An 18,352-nucleotide genomic window follows, 5' to 3' on the forward strand; every position below is an offset into this window, starting at 1 on the left:
GGGGCCAGCCCCGGGGCCAGTATCGCCGCCGCGCTTCCGCCGGCCGCTGTCAGAAAACGTCGCCTGTCCATTACCAGTCCTTCCTCACCCTATGGACATCAGGGTGTCGGTTGCGGGGACGAAACATCCAGTTCGCCGATACCCGACCGGGCCAAGCCTAACCCGCCGCGCGCGCCAGCGCCGAGAGACCGGCGCGCGCCTCCTGCTCGGTCAGGCTGGCAAAGCCGATCCGCAGGCCTTGCACGGCGTCGTCGCGCGTCATGAACGAACGCGAGGAGGCGAAGCGCAGCCCCATTGCCTGCGCACGGGCTTCGATCGCATCGAGATCGCCGCGAAAACGCAGCCAGAAGGCGAGGCCGCCGTCCGGCACGCGATACTCGACCAACCCGCCCAGCGAGCGTTCGACCTCTGCGGCAAAGCTGTGTCTGCGCTGGGCATAGACCTGGCGCACCTTGCGGGCATGGCGGCGCAACTCGCCGCTTTCGATCAGCTCGGCCGCCGCATCCTCGGTCAGCGTATTGCCCATGCCGTCGGTCAGCGAAACGGAATGCGCGATCGCCTCGATCACCGACACCGGCGCGGCGACATAGCCGATGCGCAAGGCGGGCAGCATCAGCTTCGACAGCGATCCTACATAGATGACATGGCTCGGCGCATAGCCGGCCATCGGCAGCAGCGGTTGCGATTCGAAGTGGAATTCATGATCGTAATCGTCCTCGACGATCGCGAAGCCGAACTGCCGGGCGAGTTCGAGCAGACGCAGGCGGCGTTCGGGACGCAGCGATACGGTCGTCGGAAACTGGTGATGCGGGGTGACGAACACGGCGCGAACGCGGTGCGTTCGACACGCCGCCTCGACATCGTCGATCACGATACCTTCGTCGTCGAGCCCGACCGGCACCACCTTTGCCCCCAGCGCGCGAAATGCGGCGACGGCTGGCTCGTAGGTCAACGCCTCGACGATCACGGCATCGCCGGGCCGCACCAGCACTTGCGCCGAGACGAAGATGCCGTTCTGGCTGCCGCGCGTGATGCAGATATTGTCGGCGGTCACGCTCAGCCCGCGCTGGCTTTTTAGCATCGCGGAGACATTCTCGCGCAGCGCTGGGGATCCGCGCGGGTCGCGATACTGGAAGCCGTTGGTCCGCGTCGCCTTCGCGACCGCCGAGCGATAGGCGCGGGCCAGCAACTCGGCGGGGAACAGCCGCCCGTCCGGGGCCCCTTCGTCGAGCTTGAGGCCCGGCCCGGCCGGAAGTGCCAGCGGTCGCGGCGGTGGCGGGGCGAACCGATAATCCGCGCCGGCCGGAACCAGGTGCGGCGCGGTGGTCTCCGGCTTGCGACCCGATGGTTCGGGCAGCGATTCCGAAACCATCGTGCCCCGCGTCCCGGCGGAGGAAAGCCAGCCCTGGGCGATCAGGTCTTCATAAGCGAGGACGACCGTCTTGCGATTGACACCCAGGGTCGTCGCGAGTTCGCGGCTGCTCGGCAGATAGGTGCCCGAGGTCAGTCGTCCGCTGTCGATATCGCGGATCAGCGCCTGGATAATCTGCATATAGATCGGCGTTTCACGCGCAGGATCGATCCGCTCGCTCAAGCCGACTTGCCAGGGGCGCAGCATTGGTCCCTCAACCATCGTTGTTTCCAGGGAGCGTAGGATCCAGATTCGATTTTGTGAAGCTTGGCCCGGCGTCAATTTATGTCTTGGTGCTTGTCGCTCGACGGTCGCCACGCGATTTCGAGAGCATGACGCAGCAGGGCATGGTTTTGGCAAAGTGGGCACAGCCTCTGTCGCCTTTTGAGCACTATGACGATGCCGATCTGCGCATGCTGGTCGACGAACATCCGCTTGCCTGGGTGACGGCACGGGGCGGGGAGGGGCTGGAGGCCAGCCTGTTGCCGCTGATCGGCGTCTATGACGGCACGGGGCGGCTGGTCGAACTGATCGGCCATCTGGCGCGCAGCAATCCGCTGCACGCCGCGCTGGCGCGCGATCCTGCGGCGACGATCCTGTTCCGCGGCCCCGAAGGCTATGTATCGCCCGAACAGGCTGGGCGGCGCGATTGGGCGCCGACCTGGAACTATGCCCAGGCGCGGATCAACGCCGAAATCACCTTCGACGCCGCGTTGACCGAAGAGTCGCTGGCGGTGTTGACCAGCGCGATGGAACGCGTGCGCCCGGACCCGTGGTCGAGCGGGGAATTGGGGGAGCGCTATGCAAGGATGCTCGGCGCGATCATCGGCTTTCGCGCCCGCCCCATCGCCGTCGCCGCGAAGTTCAAGCTGGGCCAGGACGAGCGGGCCGATACGCTGCGTGCGATCCTCGCCACCATGGCCGATCCGGCGCTCAAGCGCTGGATGATGCATTTCAACCGATCGCGCTTCTGAGCCCGTGTTCAGCGTAGATAGGTGTCGAACCAGGCCAGCATGCGGGTCAGGCTGTCGACCTGGTGCGCATATTGGGTGAAGATATGCGGTTCGCGCGGATACAGGATGAGCTGGGTGGGCTTGTTCTGGAAACGAAGCGCGTTGAAGAAGGCGAGCGACTGGGTCGGGGGCACGCGATCGTCGCTGGCGCCATGGACCAGCAGGATCGGCGTCGTCACGCGCTCGACGCTGGTCAGCGGAGAATGGGCCGTGAAGACGTCCGGCGCGCGCAGCACTGGCGGGAAATAGGCGCCCAGATAGGTGGGCGCGATGTCGGTGGTCAGCGCCATCGTCTTCAGGTCGCTGATCCCCGCGCCGGAATAGGCCGCCTTGAACCGGTCGGTATGTCCGACCGTCCACATCGTCATGAAGCCGCCATAGCTCCACCCGCCGATGCCCAGCCGGTTCGGATCGGCCACGTCGCGGGCGATCACCGCATCGATGCCGTCCTGAACGTCGTGATAGTCCGTGCCGCCCCAGTCGCCATGATTGGCCTCCGCCAGATCGACGCCACCGCCGCTCGATCCGCGCGGGTTGGGCAGCAGAACCGCATAGCCGTGCGAGGCGAGCAACTGCGCCGGCGCGTACCAGGTCGCGTTCCAGCCGTTCGACCAGGCCTCGAGCGGGCCGCCGTGGAGATAGGTGATCATCGGTACGCGCCTGCCGGGGCTGTATCCGGCGGGATAGACCAATATGCCGTGAAGCACGCGGCCGTCCTTGCTGCTCTTCCAATGGATGTCCTCGGTGCGTCCCAGATTCCAGTCGGCGACTTGCGGATTATGATCGGCGACGCGCTCCAGCTTGCCACCCCGCAAGGTCCAGACGGCGGCGGGACGATCCGGCGTGCTGCCCGCGATGGCCAGGACACGCAGATCGGTCGAGGCGGTGAAGCGATCACCGCCCGCCGGTACGCGCCCCATCGGGGTCGCGCGGCCGGTCGCCGGATTGATACGGTAGACGACATGGCGCGTGCCTTCTTCAGCCCCACCAAGCAGCGTCCTGCCGTCGACGCTCCACCTGAAGGCGCTGAAAGAGGCGGGGGTCGGACCGACGATGTCGACCCTTTGGCCGGTCCGCAGATCGAGTATCCGGGGATGGCCGCCCAATATGCCCTTGTCCGTCCGTTCGGCCAGCACGATGCGGCGGCCGTCCTGTGACGGCTCGCTCAGGAAATGGCCGTGCTCGGTCAACGTCCTGACGACGCGCCCCGTCGCACCGTCGAGCAGCGCCGTGCGCGTGACATAATAGACATCATTGAGGTTCGACGATGGTGCAAGCCGCGCGACAAACAATCCGCTGCCAGGGACGGCGGCCGCATCGCCGACATTGTCCTCGCCACGGGTGACCAGCCGGGCCTGTCCGTCCGCCAGCGTATAGACGAACAGCCGGTCGAAAAGGCGGTGGTCGAACGCGACGATCTCGTCATTCTTCGCCGCCTCCCGTGCGCGTTGGTGCGCATCGCCGGTGTCGCGATGGACGAAGCTCATGCCGCTGCCATCGGGCAGCCAGCGGAAGCTTTTGATCCCGCCCGGAATGTCGGTCAGGGGCCGGGCCTCGCCGGTGAAGTCGAAAAGATAGAGTTGCGGCTTGTTCGCGTCCGCTCCCGGAGCCTTGGCCGCGACCTGCGGGGCGCCGTCAACACCGGTCAGCATGAAGTGGAATTGTGGCCAACTGGTCTTTCGCGTCGAAAGAAATGCCAGCGATCGCGAGTCCGGCGACCAGCGCGGCGAGGTATCGGAGCCGCCGCTGACGATCAGGGGCCGCGCCGGTGCCGAACCATCGGCCGGCACGATCCAGATGTGCGACACGCGCTCATCGCCCTGACGTTCGGTGACGGTATAGGCGATCCGCTTGCCGTCCGGCGACATCTGCGCATCCGCGACCTGCCGGATGCCGAGCATGTCCTGCGGCGTGATCGCATGGATTTGCTGCCCCAGGGCCGGTGTCGCGACGATAACGCAAGCCCATAGGGCCAGTAGGTGACGCACGCGGATCCTTTCGAGCAGCGACGAACATCTCGGGCGGCACCGGCCGCCGCCCGATATCGGACCTGTTGATCGTCCGACGCCCTGTTCCTGACAAGCGCCAATTCCGACAGGTGAAAGGGTCCAGCCCTTCCCATTTTGGACCGTTGGTCTGCAATCACGTCCCCCCGGGAAGGTCACGGGATCGGTCGTGTCACCCTCATGCCGACAAGATCTCCCCGACACATGCCATCGAGGATGCCATTTCGACGGCCTGGGACAAAGACATTCGATCATTGTCGATCCGAACCGGGCGGTTGAACTGGTGCGGGCGCCAGGTGCTGGCAGTCGAGGCTTTGCACTTCTCGGCCTCGTCAAAGTTTTCGTGGGCCATGAAATGTTCGATCCGGTCCATTACGGCTTGGCTCTTCGCGAATTTCCTGGTTAATCTCGACATGGGGACAGGGTAGGGGAAGGTCCGTTTCAGGTGAAGGGATGATCAGGACAGAGCCGAGAAACCTCTTCGACCATATCATCGCATGGTCGTTCGACCGTCCGTTATCGAACTTTATACGATATTTCCTGGCCGCGCTTGTCATTGTGGCGGTCGCCTTGGCGCGTATCCTGTTCGTGCCGGACGAACTTCCCTGGTTGCTGTTCATCCCGGCGACGATTGCCATCGGCCTGGTCTTGGGGCAGGGGCCGGGCCTGCTGGCGAGTGCTCTTTCCACGGTCGCAGGCGCGCTTTCGATCGGAAGCCCATCCAACGAATATTGGCTGTCCGAAAGCCAATGGGTGGCGGCGCTGCTCTTCGTCGCCATCCTGATCGCCATGGTCATGCTCGTGGCCGCGTTGCGGGAATCGATGCGCCGGTCGCGGGCGTTGAACGCCGAACTGGTCGAGCGGGAGCGGTCGGCGGCGGAAGGCGAGGCGTTCCTGGCCAGCGTGCTGGCCGCGTCGACCGATTGTATCAAGGTCCTGGACCTGGACGGCCATCTGACCTTCATGAGCGAGGGCGGCATGAGGGTGATGGACATCAGCGACTTCAACGATGTCCGTGGCTGTCCATGGCCGAGTTTTCTGAAGGAAGGCGGCCCGGCCCAGGCTCGCGAGGCGTTGCAGGCCGCGGTCGAGGGGCGTTCGTTTCATTTCGAGGCGGCGGCCGACACCTATGTCGGTACCCCCAAATGGTGGTCGATCTCCGTCTCGCCCATTCCCGGACCGGACGGTCGGCCAGCGCGGATCCTGTCGGTATCCCGCGATCATACCGCGCTGTATCACGCCCGCGAGCAGCAGCGGCTGTTGAATGGCGAACTGAGCCATCGATTGAAGAACGTCCTGACGCTGGTGCAGTCCATCGCCAATCAGACCCTGCGCGGAGCGTGCAGCATCGAACAGGCCTCGGCCGCCTTCTCGTCGCGACTGGCCTCGCTCGGGCGGGCGACCGATGTGCTGACCACCACCGCCTGGCAATTGGCCGAACTCCATGACGTCGTCGATGCGGGTCTGTCCGCCGTATCCGGCCTGAAAGAAAGGATCTCGATCGACGGACCGCGTATCCGATTGAACTCACAGGTCGCTCTGGCATTGACCCTGGCCCTGCACGAACTGGCGACGAACGCGACCAAATATGGTGCGCTGAGCAACGATATGGGATCGGTCACGCTGCGATGGTGGCTGACGGATACGCAAGGGTGCGCCTGCTTTCGCCTGCTGTGGCAGGAACGGGACGGGCCATCCGTCGTCCGGCCGACACAGCGCGGTTTCGGGTCACGCATGATCGAACGCTCGCTGGGATCCTATTTTCGCGGAAAGGCCTCGCTCGATTTTCCGCCCGAAGGGGTCGTGTTCCGTATCGATGCGCCGCTCGGCGACACCGGTGAACTGATCGACGACTGACATGGGACAGGCGATTCCTCCGCGCACCATCCTCGTCGTCGAAGATGAGCCGTTCGTCCGCCATGACCTGGTGGATTTCTTCGAAGATCGCGGGTTTCGGGTCTTCGAGGCGCAAGACGCCGATGAGGCGACCGAAGTCCTTGCCGCGAACCTCTCGATCCGCATCCTGCTGACCGACGTGAAAATGCCCGGGTCGATGGACGGTGTGAAACTCGCGCACCTCGTCCGCGAACGCTATCCACCGACGATCATCATCATCGTGTCGGGGGTGAGCAATCCGTCGACGCTCGACCTGCCCGAGCGGGCGGTTTCCCTGGGGAAACCGTTCGATCCCCGGCATGTGCTGCGTGAGATCGATCGCCTGTCCCACTGAGGAGCCCGCACGCCTGAGGATGGAGCGCCCTCGATCGGGGCCTAGGCCGGCATCCTGCACAGGGCCATGAGCTTCTGCCGTAACCAGCGGTGAGCCGGATCGGCGTCGAGCCGCGGGTGCCACATGACGCAGATCGCCAGTTCGGGTGTGGGGACGGGCAGGTCGAAGCTCTGGAGTCCCTCGGTCGCGACCCCGCCGCGATGACAGCATGAGCGTGGCACGAGGGCGATCAGGTCGGACTGGCGGGCAATGGCGAGCGCGTCCAGGAAGCCCGGCACGATGGCGATGACCCTGCGCCGCAGGCCCAGCGCGTGCAACCCCTCATCGACGGGGCCAGTCCATGCGCCGCGTCGTGACGCCGCCACATGTGCGCAGGCGGCATAGCGCTCCGCCGTCACCGGCCCGGCGAACAGCGGATGATCCCGACGTGCGACCCCGACGAAGCGGTCGCGGAACAGGAGCTGCGTCCGCATTTCCGGTGCGGACGCCCCGGCGGTCCCAATCTCCAGATCGATCATTCCATCCCGCAACGGGGTCGCGGCCTTGTCGGGCTTGGGGGCGAAGCGGAGCCGGACATGGGGCGCGGCCTGCTGGATCGCCGTGATGATGGCGGGGGCGAAGAGCGCCACGAACCCCTCATTCGCGCGGATCGTGAATGTCCGCTCCAGCGACAAGGGGTCGATCGCCTGTGAAGCGGGGCCGAGCACGGCACGCGCCTCCTGCGCGACCGCATGTACGCGCTCGGCCAGCGTCTCGGCATAAGGCGTCGGCACGAGCGAGCGCCCGGCCTGCACCAGCAGGGGATCGCCGGTTGCGGTGCGGAGCCGTGTCAGCGTCCGGCTCATCGCGGATACGCTGAGCCCCATCCGCCTGGCGGCTCCGGTGACGCTGCGCTCCGCGAGCAGCGCGTCGAGTGCGGTGAGAAGGTTCAGATCGATGGGCGCCATGGACGGGCAGACTAACGGCCATCACGCGGCAACCATAGCGTTGTGTGCAATCATCATGTGCACGCGCCGCGTCTGGCGCAATTCACGCCCTCGCTCACATTGGGAGAACACCGAAGAGGAGAAATGCCATGGAAGACAGCCCGGATCGGCAAAACCCCACCATCCTGCTCGTCGGGGCCTCGCGCGGCCTTGGACTGGCGATGGCGGACGCGTTCGTTCAGCGGGGCTGGCACGTCGTCGGAACGGTGCGTCCCGGCGCTCGGACCGGCCTGCACGATCTCGCGGATGCCTGCCCCGGCAGCGTCACGATCGAAACCCTCGATATCACCGAACCTGCGCAGATCACCGCGTTGCGCGATACGCTCTCCGGTCGTGCCTTCGACATGCTGTTCGTCAATGCGGGCACCGCCAACCCCGATCAGGCCGAGACGATCGCGCAGACCCCGACCGAGGCGTTCGTGCGGGTCATGCTGACCAATGCGCTGGGCGTCATGCGGACGGTCGAGGGATTGCAGGACCTGGTGCGCCCGGCTGGCCTGATCGGGGTCATGTCGTCCGGTCAGGGCAGCATCGCCGATAACGAGAAGGGAGGGCATGAGGTCTATCGGGGCAGCAAGGCCGCGCTCAACCAGTATATGAGGAGCTATGCCGCCCGCCGTGCCGGGGACGGCCGCCCCTTGGTCCTGATGGCACCGGGCTGGATTCGTACTGACCTTGGGGGCCCGGAGGCGCGCTACAGCGTCGAGGAAACGATCCCCGAGCTGGTCGATACGCTGATCGCGCAGCAGGGGGTTCCCGGCCTGCGCTTCATCGATCGGCACGGCGGGACCGTCCCATGGTGATCCGCACCCGGTCGATGGCATCGCGATCGGCGAGACGATGTGCTCGCCCATCGCGTTCGACCTGGCGTCAGGAGGCTGGCGGTCCGCCCAATGCCTTCACCAGCGCGATGCTGGCGCGTATCCGGTCGGTTTCCAGGCCGATCAGCGTCCGTTGCGCGTCGAGCGCGCTGGTCTGCGCGGTGACGACCTGGAGATAGTCCGATGCGCCGTCGCGATAGCGGGTCAGCGCCAGGTCGCTGGTCCGCGTGGCTGCTTCCGCCGCGTCGCGCTGGTCGACGGCCTGGGCCGCCAGATAATGGCTGGCGGCCAGCGCATCCTCGGCCTGGCGGAAGGCGGTCAGGACGGTCGTGCGATATCCGGCAGCCATTTCGTCATACTGAGCACGCGACAGCCGGACCTGCGCATGACGGCGGCCCCCGTCGAACAGCGTCAGCAGACTGGCGACCGGCCCCAGCCCCCAGAAGCTGTTGGGCATGGTCAGCAGCGATCCGCGGGTACTCTGCCATCCGCCCGACAGGCCGAGGCTGAGGGAGGGGAAGAAGGCGGCGCGCGCCACGCCGATCCGTGCATTGGCGGCATAGAGCCGCCGCTCCGCCGCCGCGATATCGGGGCGACGCTGGAGCAGTTCGGACGGCGTGGCGGCGGGGACCGGCGGCACGACCTGCGGCTGCACGCGGGCGGGGATCGCGAAGTCGGACGCGACCGCGCCGGTCAGTGCCGCGATCTCATGCTCGGTGGCCGCGCGCATATTGGCGATGGCGGAGATCTGCGCCCGCGCATTGGCCAACACGGTCCGCGCGCGGTTGACGTCGATGCCCGACACGATGCCGCCGTCATGCCGCGTGACCGTCAGGTCATAGGCGCGACCGAATGCCTCGGCGGAGCGGTGCAGCAGATCGGCCTGCGCATCAAGACCGCGCAGCCGGGCATAGGCATCCGCCACCGCCGCCTGAAGGCTGAGCCGTGCGGAGGCGAGATCGGCGCCGCTTGCCGCCGCTTCCGCGCGCGAGGCCTTTACGCTGTCGCGGATACGGCCCCACAGATCGACCTCGTAATTCAGTGTGCCGCCCAGCACGACATTGTCATAGGTGACGGGCGTCCCCAGGCTGAGCGGACGCCCGGCGGATATGCGCTGCCGGCCTGCCTGCCCGCTGGCGGAGACTTGTGGGAAGAGCGCGGATTGGTCGATCCGCGCCTCCGCCTGTGCCGCGTCGTAACGGGCAAGCGCATCGGCCAGGGTGGGGCTGGCGCGCACCGCGCGTTCCTCCAGATCGTTCAGCACCGGATCGCCGAACGCACTCCACCACGGCCCGCGCGGCTGGCCGTCAAGCGGCGTGGCGTTGGTCCAGCCGGCAGGTGTCGCCGCTTCCTTGAAGGCCGGGGGCACCGCGTCGACCGGCGGCCGATAGGCGGGCGCCATCGAACACCCCGCCAGCAGGAGCGCCGCCATCGCGGCGAAGGGTTCAGCCCGCATGGGCGCTTTTCCCGCCCGGTGCGGCGGTGGCGGACTGGACACGGACATGGTCGCCGCTGCGGATCGCATCGGGCGGCGAGTCCACCACCGAGTCACCCGCCGTCAGCCCCTTGGAGATGGTCACGGTCTTGCCCGCGTCGCTGGCGATCGTCACGGCCTTCACCGTGACGCGACCGCCGCGATCGACCACCGCGACGCTTGGCCCGTCATTGCCATAGAGGATCGCACTGCCGGGCAGCGTCATGCCATTGCCGTTGCCCGCGCCGACATGAAAGGCGACCTGCGCGAAGGCACCGGGCTTGAGCGCGCCTTCGGGATTGTCGGCCCGAAGCTCCACCAGCACCGCACCGGACTGCGCATCGACCGCCTGCGCGCTGCGCACCAGGGTCGCGGGGAAGTGGCGCTGCGGATATTCGGGCAGCGACAGCGTGGCCGCCATGCCGGGGCGGACCTCCGCCGAATAGCCCTGCGGCACGCGGACATAGACGCGCATCCGTCGCACGTCGGAAATGGTGAACAGCGGCTGCGCGGCGGCGTTGCCCGCCACGACGAGCTGGCCGATCTGCGCCGCGCGGCTGGTGACGACGCCTGCGAACGGCGCGTGAAGCTGGGTAAAGCCCTGCAAGGCCTGCAAGCGGCGGACATTGGCGAGCGACGCATTGGCCAGGGCCGACTTGGCGGCCAGATCGCCTGCCTTCTCGTCCGCCTCCTGCCGCGACACCGCGTCCTTGGCGAGCATGGTGTTCCAACGCTTCGCGGTCGAGGCGGCGAGATTCCGGTTGGCGAGCGCCGTCTGGTAATCGGCGCGTGCCTGCGCAAGCTGTTGCTCCACCTCCGGCGCGTCGAGGATGGCGAGCGTCTGGCCAGTTCGGACATGGTCGCCGATATCGGCCAGCCAGCGGCGGACATAGCCGTTGGTGCGGGCATAGATCGCCGCGCTGTTGAACGCCTGCACATTGCCGGGCAGCACCAGCGCATCGCCGTCGCCGCCCGCCTGTGGCCGGACGACCGCGACGGTGGGCAATACGGCCTCCGCAGCGGTCCGATCCAGCGCGTGGCTGGCATCCCTTCGCGTCGTGGCACCGAGCGCGACGATGGCGATCGCGACGATGGCGGCGCCGATGCCGACCTTCTTCATCGTGCCGGGGCTGGGGGCGGCCGCCTCCGCCTGGGCGGAGAGAGACTTCATATCGGACGGGTCAGACATGGCTGGGCTGCATTTCCACGGAAGGAGTAGGGGCCACGGCGCGCTTGCGGTGGACGAATGCGAAGATGGTGGGGACGAAGAACAGGGTGGCGATCGTCGCGCAGACCAGCCCGCCGATCACGGCCCGGCCCAGCGGAGCGTTCTGCTCGCCGCCATCGCCCAGGCCCAGCGCCATCGGCGCCATGCCGATGATCATGGCGAGCGCGGTCATCAGGACCGGGCGAAAGCGCACCATCCCCGCGCTGAGCGCCGCCTGCGTCGCGTCGCCCAGTTCGGCGAGCTGTTCGCGAGCGAAGCTGACCACCAGGATGGAATTGGCGGTCGCGACACCCATGCACATGATCGCCCCGGTCAGCGCGGGCACCGACAGGGTAGTGCCCGTGGTGAACAGCATCCACACGATCCCGGCCAGCGCGGCGGGGAGCGCGGTGATGATGACGAACGGGTCGAGCCAGCTCTGGAAATTGACGACGATCAGCAGATAGATCAGCACGATCGCGCCGAGCAGTCCGAAACCCAGCCCCGCAAAGGCGGTGTTCATCGTCGCATATTGGCCGCGGATGGTGACGCTTGCCCCCTTGGGCAGTTCGGCGGACAGCGAAGCGATCGCGCGCTGCACATCGCCCGCCACCGCGCCCAGATCGCGTCCCTGCGTCGACCCATAGATGTCGAGCACCGGCTGGATGTTATAGTGGGAGACGACGGGCAGCGCGTTCGACCGGCGGATATCGGCCACCCCGCCCAGCGGCTGGGGCGCGGCCGCGCTGGTGCCCGAGACGGGGACGTTCGACAGGGCGCTCATCGACCCGACCAGATATTCGGGGGCCTGCGCGACGACGGGATAGGATACGCCCGACTTGGGATCGACGAAGAACACGGGCGCCGATTGCGCCGTGCCCGCCAGCGAGTTGGACAGGCTGGTCGTCACGTCGCGCTCGGTCAGGCCATATTGGCCGATGCGCGAGCGGTTGACGTCGACGTCAAGCTGCGGCGAGCGTCCGGGCTGCTGGATGCGCGCATCGGCCAGGCCGGGGATGGCCGCCACCTTGGCGAGCAGCTTCTCCGCATAGGCGCGGGTCGCCGTCATGTCCTTGCCGGTGACCTGGATGTCGATCGGGGCGGGCGCGCCGAAATTCAGGATCTGGCTGGTGATGTCGGCGGGCAGGAAGGCGAAGCTGGTGCCGGGAAAGCGGCGCGGCAATTCGCGGCGCAGCACGGCCACGATCTCGTCGGTCGGGCGGTGCTTCTCGGCGAGGGTGATCAGGATGTCGCCGTCCTGCGGCCCGATCGTGCCGCTGTTGTTATAGACGGTGTTGATCGAACTGACCGGCAGGCCGATATTGTCCGCGACCGAGGCAATCTGTCCTGCGGGTGCAAGCTGCCGGACGGCCTGTGTGATCTCCTGGAAACGCGCGGCGCTATCCTCGATCCGCGAGCCGACCGGCACGCGGACATGCATCGCGATCTGCCCCGAATCGACGCTGGGGAAGAAATTGCGGCCCAGCATCGGTACCAGCGCGAAGGACAGCAGCACGACCACGAGGAAGCCTAGCAGGAAGGGCTTGCGCGCGCCCAATGCCCGCTGGAGCAGGCCTGCATAGCCCATGCGAATGCGTTCGAACCGCGCCTCGAACCCGCGCTGGAAACGGACCAGCGGATTGCGTGAGCCCGGCGTGCCCGCCATGTGCTCGTCCTCGCCCGGCGCGTGCGGCTTCAGCAGATACATGGCCAGCGTCGGCACCAAGGTCCGCGACAGGATGAAGGACGCGATCATCGCGAACACGACCGAGAGCGCCATCGGAACAAACAGGAATCCCGCGACCCCCGGCAGGAAGAACATCGGCACGAACACGATGCAGATGCACAGCAGCGAGACGAAGGCGGGCGTCACGATCTGCGCCGCGCCGTCGAGGATCGCGGCCATCACGCCCTTGCCCTGTTCCAGATGCCAGTTGATGTTCTCGATCGTGACCGTCGCATCGTCGACCAGGATGCCGACCGCCAGCGCCAGCCCGCCCAGCGTCATCACGTTGAGCGTCTGGCCGAACGCGGCGAGCGCGGCGACCGCGGCCAGCACGGCGAGCGGGATCGACAGCGCGATGATGACGGTCGACCGCCACGAACCCAGGAACAGCAGGATCATCAGGCTGGTCAGCGCGGCGGCGATCGCGCCCTCCTGAACCACGCCCACCACCGCGCCCTTCACGAACACCGACTGGTCGCCGACCGGCAGGATCTTGAGTGTATCGGGCAGGGTGGCCGCGATCGTGGGCAGCTTGTCCTTCACCCCCTGCACGATGGCCAGCGTCGAGGTCGCGCCGTTCTTCAGCACGGTCAGCAGCACCGAGCGGCTGCCTTCGACATGGACGACATTCTGCTGCGGCCCGTTGCCGTCACGGACATGCGCGACGTCGCGCATATAGATGGTCGCGCCGTTCACCACCTTGACCGGCAGGTCGTTGAGCGCATCGATCGTGTCGGGCGCGTTGTTCAGGCGGACGCTATACTGGGTCGGCCCGATCTTGACGAAGCCCGCCGGGTTGATCTGGTTCTGCGCGGCGATGGCGTTGCCGATATCCTGGGCCGACAGCCCCTTGGACTGAAGGGCCGACGGATCGAGGTCGATCTGCACCTGCCGCTGCTTGCCGCCCGAGGGATAGGGCATGGCGAGGCCGGGCACCGTCACCAGCGGGGGACGGATCTGGTTCTGGCCCATGTCGAACAGTTGCTGTTCGGACAGGCCCTTGCCCGACAGTGCGAGCTGCAGGATCGGCACGGTCGAGGCGGAATAGTTGAGGATCAGCGGCGGCGTGGTGCCCGGCGGCAACTGGCGCAGGATGGTCTGCGATATCGAGGTGACCTGTGCGGTCGCGGTGCGGATGTCGGCGCCGGGCTGGAAATAGATCTTCACCACGCCGACGCCCTGGAGCGACTGGCTCTCGACATGTTCGATATCGTTGACCGTGGTGGTCAGCACCCGCTCATAGGGGGTGATGATGCGGTCCGACATGTCCTTGGGCGGCAGGCCCGCATAGTTCCAGGCCACCGCGATCACGGGGATGCGTATATTGGGAAAGATGTCCACCGGCGTCCGCACCGCCGCCATCACCCCCACGATCGCGATCAGGATCGCCATCACGATGAATGTCAGCGGCCTGTGCAGTGCCACCCTGACGATACCGATCATCCACGCCCTCACATTGGCGCGTCAGGCGACGCGCGCGTCAGATTTCCAATCTCTCCCGTGGCGCGGCGATCGGCGTGGCCCGATTTCGAGCGTGCCTTTGCGGCTCGCTCACGGCCCCGTCCGCTGTCGCGGTGACGGAGCGATGCCCCCTTGGTCGTTTCGCGTCCAATATATAATATGGTTTGATCGATATGTCAGGAATATGGATCCATGGACCTCAGGCACTTGCGCTATTTCCTGTGCGTCGCGGATGAAATGCATTTCGGTCGCGCGGCCCGACGGCTGGGCATTTCTCAGCCACCGCTCAGCCAGCAGATCCGGGCGCTGGAGGACGAACTGGGCGTGCGGCTCTTCGACCGCACCAGTCGCCGGGTCAGGCTGACCGAGGCGGGGATGCTGTTCGCCCCGGAGGCGCGCCAGACCCTGGCGCATGCCGAGCATGCGGCGCTGACCGCGCGGCGCGCGCAACGGGGCCAGATCGGGCATCTGGCACTGGGCTTCACGCCGTCGGGGCCGTTCGTCCAACTTGTCGGCAACGCCCTGTCCCGTTTCCGCGAGGCGCATCCCGAGGTCGAATTGTCCCTGCAGGAGCGTGGCCGTGACGAACAGATCGCGCGGGTGGAGGAAGGGGATCTCGATATCGGACTGATCCGGGGATCGACGATGCCCTGCCTGCCCAAGGGGATGGTCTCGCAATGCCTCATCAAGGAGGATATGCTGCTGGCCGTGCGCGCGGATCATCCGCTCGCCCACCGTCCCGCCGATCCGCAGATCATCGACCTGGCCGATGTTCCGTTGGTTCTCTACGCGCCGGCCATCGGTGCCGGGTTCAACGAGCATTTCTTCGCCCTGTGTGACCAGGCGGGGTTCCAGCCCCGTATCGCCCATGAAGCGAGCAGCTTTGCGACATTGCTGGGGCTGGTATCGGCGGGGTTCGGCGCGACGATCCTGGCCCGCTCGCTGGAGCGGCTGCACATCGATACGCTGGTCTATCGGCGGTTGGACGCGCCGGTCACCAGTCGACTGCTGATGATCCACCGCGCTGACCTGTCCCCCACCGCCCGCGCCTTTCGCGCGGTGATCGAGGAAGAAGCGACGTGCTGAGGGGGGATGGCCTATGGGGCCGCGCTTTTTTTGGGGGAGCGCCTGGCGTCGGTTTTCAGTCATGCGAGCCCTGCTCTCTCCCTCTCGGTTGGCCTCTGCCATTGGGGCGGCGCAGGAGCCGCCCCGCCGGGGTCAGAATTTCACGCCGAGCTTTGCGTAATAATAGCCGCCATTGATGCCATAGGGGCTGAAGGTCAGCGGCGCGTCATAGGTGTTGCCGCCATTCGCCATGGTCGGCACCGTGGCGCTGCCGGTCAGGGGCAGGATCTGGATCGTGGGCGGCCGCTTGTTGAACACATTGTTCGCGCCCAGGGTGATCGTCAGCCCTTCGGTAATGGCGTAGTTCAGGTCGATATCGCCGATGAACGCGGTGCCGATCTTCTGATTGTAGAAGGTGCCTCCGTCCGGGCTGGTCATCGTCGACGAGGGGCCATAGACGGTGCCGCGCAGCGTCGCCGAGAATGGCCCATGGCTATAGGCGGCCGATGTCACGACCTTCACCTTTGGCGAGGCGGTGGTGATGTTCGACTGCGCACCGACGTCGAAGATCGGGACATTGTTCAGCGTCGCCGGCGCGACACCCACGCGGGTCAACTTCGTCTCGTTATAGTTGCCCGCGATCGTCCAGTTGATGGTGCCGTAATCGCCGAGATCGGTTGGATAGCTGACGACCAAATCGACGCCGCGGGTGCGGGTGTCGGCGCCGTTGGTGAAGATGTTGATGCCGGTCTGGCTGACCGTCGGGTCAAGCTGGTTGCCGTTCAGGATGATCGCCTGGGTCACGATCGGGAAGTTGGTCGCGCCGCCCGAGCCATAGAGCGATCCGGTGCCCAGGATGCGATCCTTGATCGACACCTGATAGGCATCGATCGTAATCGTCAGTTTCGGGGCAGGACGGATCACGGTGCCGATGGAGAAGTTGGTCGACTTTTCCGGCTTCAGGTTGGGGAAGCCGAGCAGCTTCGCCGCAGCAGAATTGGCCGGTAGCTGCACGAAGGCGGCGCTCGGCGACACGTTGGTTGCGGAGTAATAGCTTTCCGCCAGGGTCGGCGCACGGAAACCCGTCGACACCGTTCCGCGCAACGCGAAGGACTCCGAGAAGTCGTAGCGCGTGGTGCCCTTGAAGATCACCTTGCTGCCGAAATCGGAATAATGTTCGTAACGGACCGCGCCGTCCACTTTCCATTCCGGGGTCGGCAGGGCCGCCACGTCGACATAGAGCGAGGTGCCGGTGCGGCTGTGCGTGCCTGCATCGGACGGCCGGAACCCGGGATAGGACTGGCCGCCTTCCTTGTAGATCGAGGCCGCATCGCCCGATCCGATCTGATAGGCATTGCGGCGGAATTCGCCACCGAAGGCGATGTTGATCGGCTGTGACAGGCCGGCATTCAGGCCATAGGTGAAATCGGCATTGGCGGTGAACTCGGTCGCCTTGAAGAAGCCGTCATAGAAGGTCGTCGGCGTGAAGCCGGTGTCCGCATAGAGCGAGGCGTTGGCCGAATCGACGGTGTAGATGGCGGTCTTGTCCTGCCCCAGCGTGGTCGACAGGTCATAGTGGAACGGGCCGCTGCCGCCGCGGACGCCGCCGGTGAACGCCATGTCATCCTCGACGATCTTCTCTCGCGGGGAGAAGCCATTGACCGGATTGTCGCCATCGGGATCGAAATAGGTGGTCACGCCGCCGACGGTCCGGCTGACGCGGGTCGGCACGCGGACATTCTCATAGGCGCTTGCGACGCGCCGCGAATAGCTGCCGAAGCTGTAGACTTCGACCGTGCCGAAATCATAGCCGCTATTATATTGCAGGTTGGTCAGATAGGATTGCGCATCCCCGTTGATCTTGTTGACATAGGGGAAACCGACCATGCCCGGATAGAGCGCTTTCTGGGCAGCCGAAAGGTCGGTGCGCAAGACGCCATTGGGCATCGTGACACGGCGATCCATTCCGCCGACCTGCGTGAAGTCATGGAAGCGTTCGAACGCGGTGATGTTGAGGAAGCCCGTCTCGCCGAGCTTGGTCGCCAGGTGCAGCGTACCCGCCAGCGTGTCACCGCCCACATTATAGTTCTTGCCCGCGGTGATGTAGCCATCGCCACCCTCCGCATCGTCCTTCAGGATGATGTTGATCACACCCCCGATCGCATCCGAGCCATATTGCGCGGCGGCACCGTCCTCCAGCACCTCGATCCGTTTGATCGACGATGGCGAGATAAGATCGAGGTCGGCGGTGGCGGCACCCTGATAAGGTCCGCCGAGGACGGCAAGGTTGGACGTGCCATGGCGTCGTTTGCCGTTTATCAGCACCAGGGCATGGTTCGGGCTGAGCCCGCGCAGGCGTGCCGACAGTGTCAGGTTGGCGGTATCGCCGCCGAACGCCTGCGCGTTGAATGACGGGACGAGTTGCGTCAGCACCTGGTTGAGATTGGGCTGACCCACGCTTTGCAGCAGTTCCTCGCCCAGCACCTTGATCGGCGCGGCACTTTCGGCCGCGGTCATGCCGGTCGCGCGCGTGCCGGTGACGATGATGTCGTCCGAGGCGGTTTGTGGTGCTGCGGCGGTGGCGGCGGTGGTGGTCTGCGCGCTGGCGGCGCCCGAAACGCTACCGGCGACGATGGCAGCCGCCAAGGCGTGACGGGATACTTTGGTCAGGATTTTCATGTACAGCCCCCTATCTTACAAAGAAGCCACAAGCATCCTCCCCTGTTATTATGATAGATAATATGAGAAATCCCCAAGTTATCTCGTAAATTAAGTAAAGAGTTTCCTTTTTATTGGGTATTATGATGATTTCATCAGGATAGATGTTTTTCAATATATTTTATTTGATGTAATTATATCTTTATGTGATGTTGCATTTATGTAACGCGATAACATGTTTGCTTGATTGGTAGCGGTATGGAATATCGCGCGCACGGGTCTTCTCGGGTGAGC

General features: G+C 65.7%; 13 protein-coding genes. 5 read left to right on the plus strand and 8 right to left on the minus strand.

Going from position 1 to position 18,352, the window contains the following annotated elements:
* Nucleotides 1–157: 157 nt before the first annotated feature.
* The gene (locus tag ABDV78_RS09065) at nt 158–1,633 is read right to left on the minus strand and encodes a PLP-dependent aminotransferase family protein (RefSeq protein WP_343527071.1); all 1,476 of its coding nucleotides are present in this window, start codon (nt 1,631–1,633) and stop codon (nt 158–160) included.
* Between the two features lie 125 nt (nt 1,634–1,758).
* Here ABDV78_RS09065 and ABDV78_RS09070 point away from each other — a divergent pair, with 125 nt between their 5' ends.
* Nucleotides 1,759–2,385 (plus strand): FMN-binding negative transcriptional regulator, encoded by a 627-nt coding sequence (locus ABDV78_RS09070; RefSeq protein ID WP_343527073.1) that lies wholly within the window; start codon nt 1,759–1,761, stop codon nt 2,383–2,385.
* 8 nt (nt 2,386–2,393) lie between these two features.
* Here ABDV78_RS09070 and ABDV78_RS09075 read toward each other — a convergent pair whose 3' ends face one another.
* Together ABDV78_RS09075 and ABDV78_RS09080 are read right to left on the minus strand one after the other, a co-directional pair.
* A complete protein-coding gene (locus ABDV78_RS09075; RefSeq protein ID WP_343527074.1) occupies nt 2,394–4,412 on the minus strand; it encodes a S9 family peptidase in 2,019 nt (672 codons plus the stop codon).
* Between the two features lie 196 nt (nt 4,413–4,608).
* On the minus strand, nt 4,609–4,803 hold the full coding sequence (locus ABDV78_RS09080) for a hypothetical protein (RefSeq protein WP_343527075.1): 195 nt from the start codon (nt 4,801–4,803) through the stop codon (nt 4,609–4,611).
* 185 nt (nt 4,804–4,988) lie between these two features.
* Between ABDV78_RS09080 and ABDV78_RS09085 the strand changes: the two genes are divergently transcribed.
* Complete coding sequence (locus ABDV78_RS09085) at nt 4,989–6,287, plus strand: HWE histidine kinase domain-containing protein (RefSeq protein ID WP_343527076.1); 1,299 nt, start codon at nt 4,989–4,991, stop codon at nt 6,285–6,287.
* A gap of 1 nt (nt 6,288) precedes the next feature.
* Nucleotides 6,289–6,660, plus strand: coding sequence for a response regulator (locus tag ABDV78_RS09090; protein WP_343527077.1), 372 nt, complete (start codon nt 6,289–6,291; stop codon nt 6,658–6,660).
* A 41-nt stretch (nt 6,661–6,701) separates the two neighbouring features.
* Here the strand turns inward: ABDV78_RS09090 and ABDV78_RS09095 are convergent, their stop codons facing one another.
* The gene (locus tag ABDV78_RS09095; protein WP_343527078.1) at nt 6,702–7,607 is read right to left on the minus strand and encodes a LysR family transcriptional regulator; all 906 of its coding nucleotides are present in this window, start codon (nt 7,605–7,607) and stop codon (nt 6,702–6,704) included.
* Between the two features lie 128 nt (nt 7,608–7,735).
* Between ABDV78_RS09095 and ABDV78_RS09100 the strand changes: the two genes are divergently transcribed.
* The gene (locus tag ABDV78_RS09100; protein ID WP_343527079.1) at nt 7,736–8,449 is read left to right on the plus strand and encodes an SDR family oxidoreductase; all 714 of its coding nucleotides are present in this window, start codon (nt 7,736–7,738) and stop codon (nt 8,447–8,449) included.
* Between the two features lie 67 nt (nt 8,450–8,516).
* Here the strand turns inward: ABDV78_RS09100 and ABDV78_RS09105 are convergent, their stop codons facing one another.
* The 3 genes from ABDV78_RS09105 to ABDV78_RS09115 are packed head-to-tail and all read right to left on the minus strand — an operon-like array spanning nt 8,517 to nt 14,317.
* Entirely contained in the window at nt 8,517–9,923 is a 1,407-nt protein-coding gene (locus ABDV78_RS09105; RefSeq protein WP_343527080.1) for an efflux transporter outer membrane subunit, read from the minus strand.
* Nucleotides 9,913–11,112 (minus strand): efflux RND transporter periplasmic adaptor subunit, encoded by a 1,200-nt coding sequence (locus ABDV78_RS09110; RefSeq protein WP_343527081.1) that lies wholly within the window; start codon nt 11,110–11,112, stop codon nt 9,913–9,915. Before ABDV78_RS09110 ends, ABDV78_RS09105 begins: the two co-directional genes overlap by 11 nt.
* A 10-nt stretch (nt 11,113–11,122) precedes the next feature.
* Nucleotides 11,123–14,317, minus strand: a complete 3,195-nt coding sequence (locus ABDV78_RS09115; RefSeq protein WP_343527082.1) for an efflux RND transporter permease subunit — start codon at nt 14,315–14,317, stop codon at nt 11,123–11,125.
* A 210-nt stretch (nt 14,318–14,527) separates the two neighbouring features.
* Between ABDV78_RS09115 and ABDV78_RS09120 the strand changes: the two genes are divergently transcribed.
* On the plus strand, nt 14,528–15,421 hold the full coding sequence (locus tag ABDV78_RS09120; RefSeq protein ID WP_343527083.1) for a LysR substrate-binding domain-containing protein: 894 nt from the start codon (nt 14,528–14,530) through the stop codon (nt 15,419–15,421).
* 132 nt (nt 15,422–15,553) lie between these two features.
* Here the strand turns inward: ABDV78_RS09120 and ABDV78_RS09125 are convergent, their stop codons facing one another.
* Nucleotides 15,554–18,079, minus strand: coding sequence for a TonB-dependent receptor (locus ABDV78_RS09125; protein WP_343527084.1), 2,526 nt, complete (start codon nt 18,077–18,079; stop codon nt 15,554–15,556).
* Nucleotides 18,080–18,352 lie beyond the last annotated feature (273 nt).

It is taken from the genome of Sphingomonas sp., from assembly GCF_039594485.1.
GTDB lineage: Bacteria > Pseudomonadota > Alphaproteobacteria > Sphingomonadales > Sphingomonadaceae > Sphingomonas.

What these genes read in the sequence shown, in the direction of transcription:
- ABDV78_RS09065 (WP_343527071.1), bottom strand. Translation starts at nt 1,633, where the DNA reads ATGGTTGAGGGACCAATGCTGCGCCCCTGGCAAGTCGGCTTGAGCGAG.
- ABDV78_RS09070 (WP_343527073.1), top strand. Translation starts at nt 1,759, where the DNA reads ATGGTTTTGGCAAAGTGGGCACAGCCTCTGTCGCCTTTTGAGCACTAT.
- ABDV78_RS09080 (WP_343527075.1), bottom strand. Translation starts at nt 4,803, where the DNA reads ATGGACCGGATCGAACATTTCATGGCCCACGAAAACTTTGACGAGGCC.
- ABDV78_RS09090 (WP_343527077.1), top strand. Translation starts at nt 6,289, where the DNA reads ATGGGACAGGCGATTCCTCCGCGCACCATCCTCGTCGTCGAAGATGAG.
- ABDV78_RS09095 (WP_343527078.1), bottom strand. Translation starts at nt 7,607, where the DNA reads ATGGCGCCCATCGATCTGAACCTTCTCACCGCACTCGACGCGCTGCTC.
- ABDV78_RS09100 (WP_343527079.1), top strand. Translation starts at nt 7,736, where the DNA reads ATGGAAGACAGCCCGGATCGGCAAAACCCCACCATCCTGCTCGTCGGG.
- ABDV78_RS09105 (WP_343527080.1), bottom strand. Translation starts at nt 9,923, where the DNA reads ATGCGGGCTGAACCCTTCGCCGCGATGGCGGCGCTCCTGCTGGCGGGG.
- ABDV78_RS09110 (WP_343527081.1), bottom strand. Translation starts at nt 11,112, where the DNA reads ATGAAGTCTCTCTCCGCCCAGGCGGAGGCGGCCGCCCCCAGCCCCGGC.
- ABDV78_RS09115 (WP_343527082.1), bottom strand. Translation starts at nt 14,317, where the DNA reads ATGATCGGTATCGTCAGGGTGGCACTGCACAGGCCGCTGACATTCATC.
- ABDV78_RS09120 (WP_343527083.1), top strand. Translation starts at nt 14,528, where the DNA reads ATGGACCTCAGGCACTTGCGCTATTTCCTGTGCGTCGCGGATGAAATG.
- ABDV78_RS09125 (WP_343527084.1), bottom strand. Translation starts at nt 18,079, where the DNA reads ATGAAAATCCTGACCAAAGTATCCCGTCACGCCTTGGCGGCTGCCATC.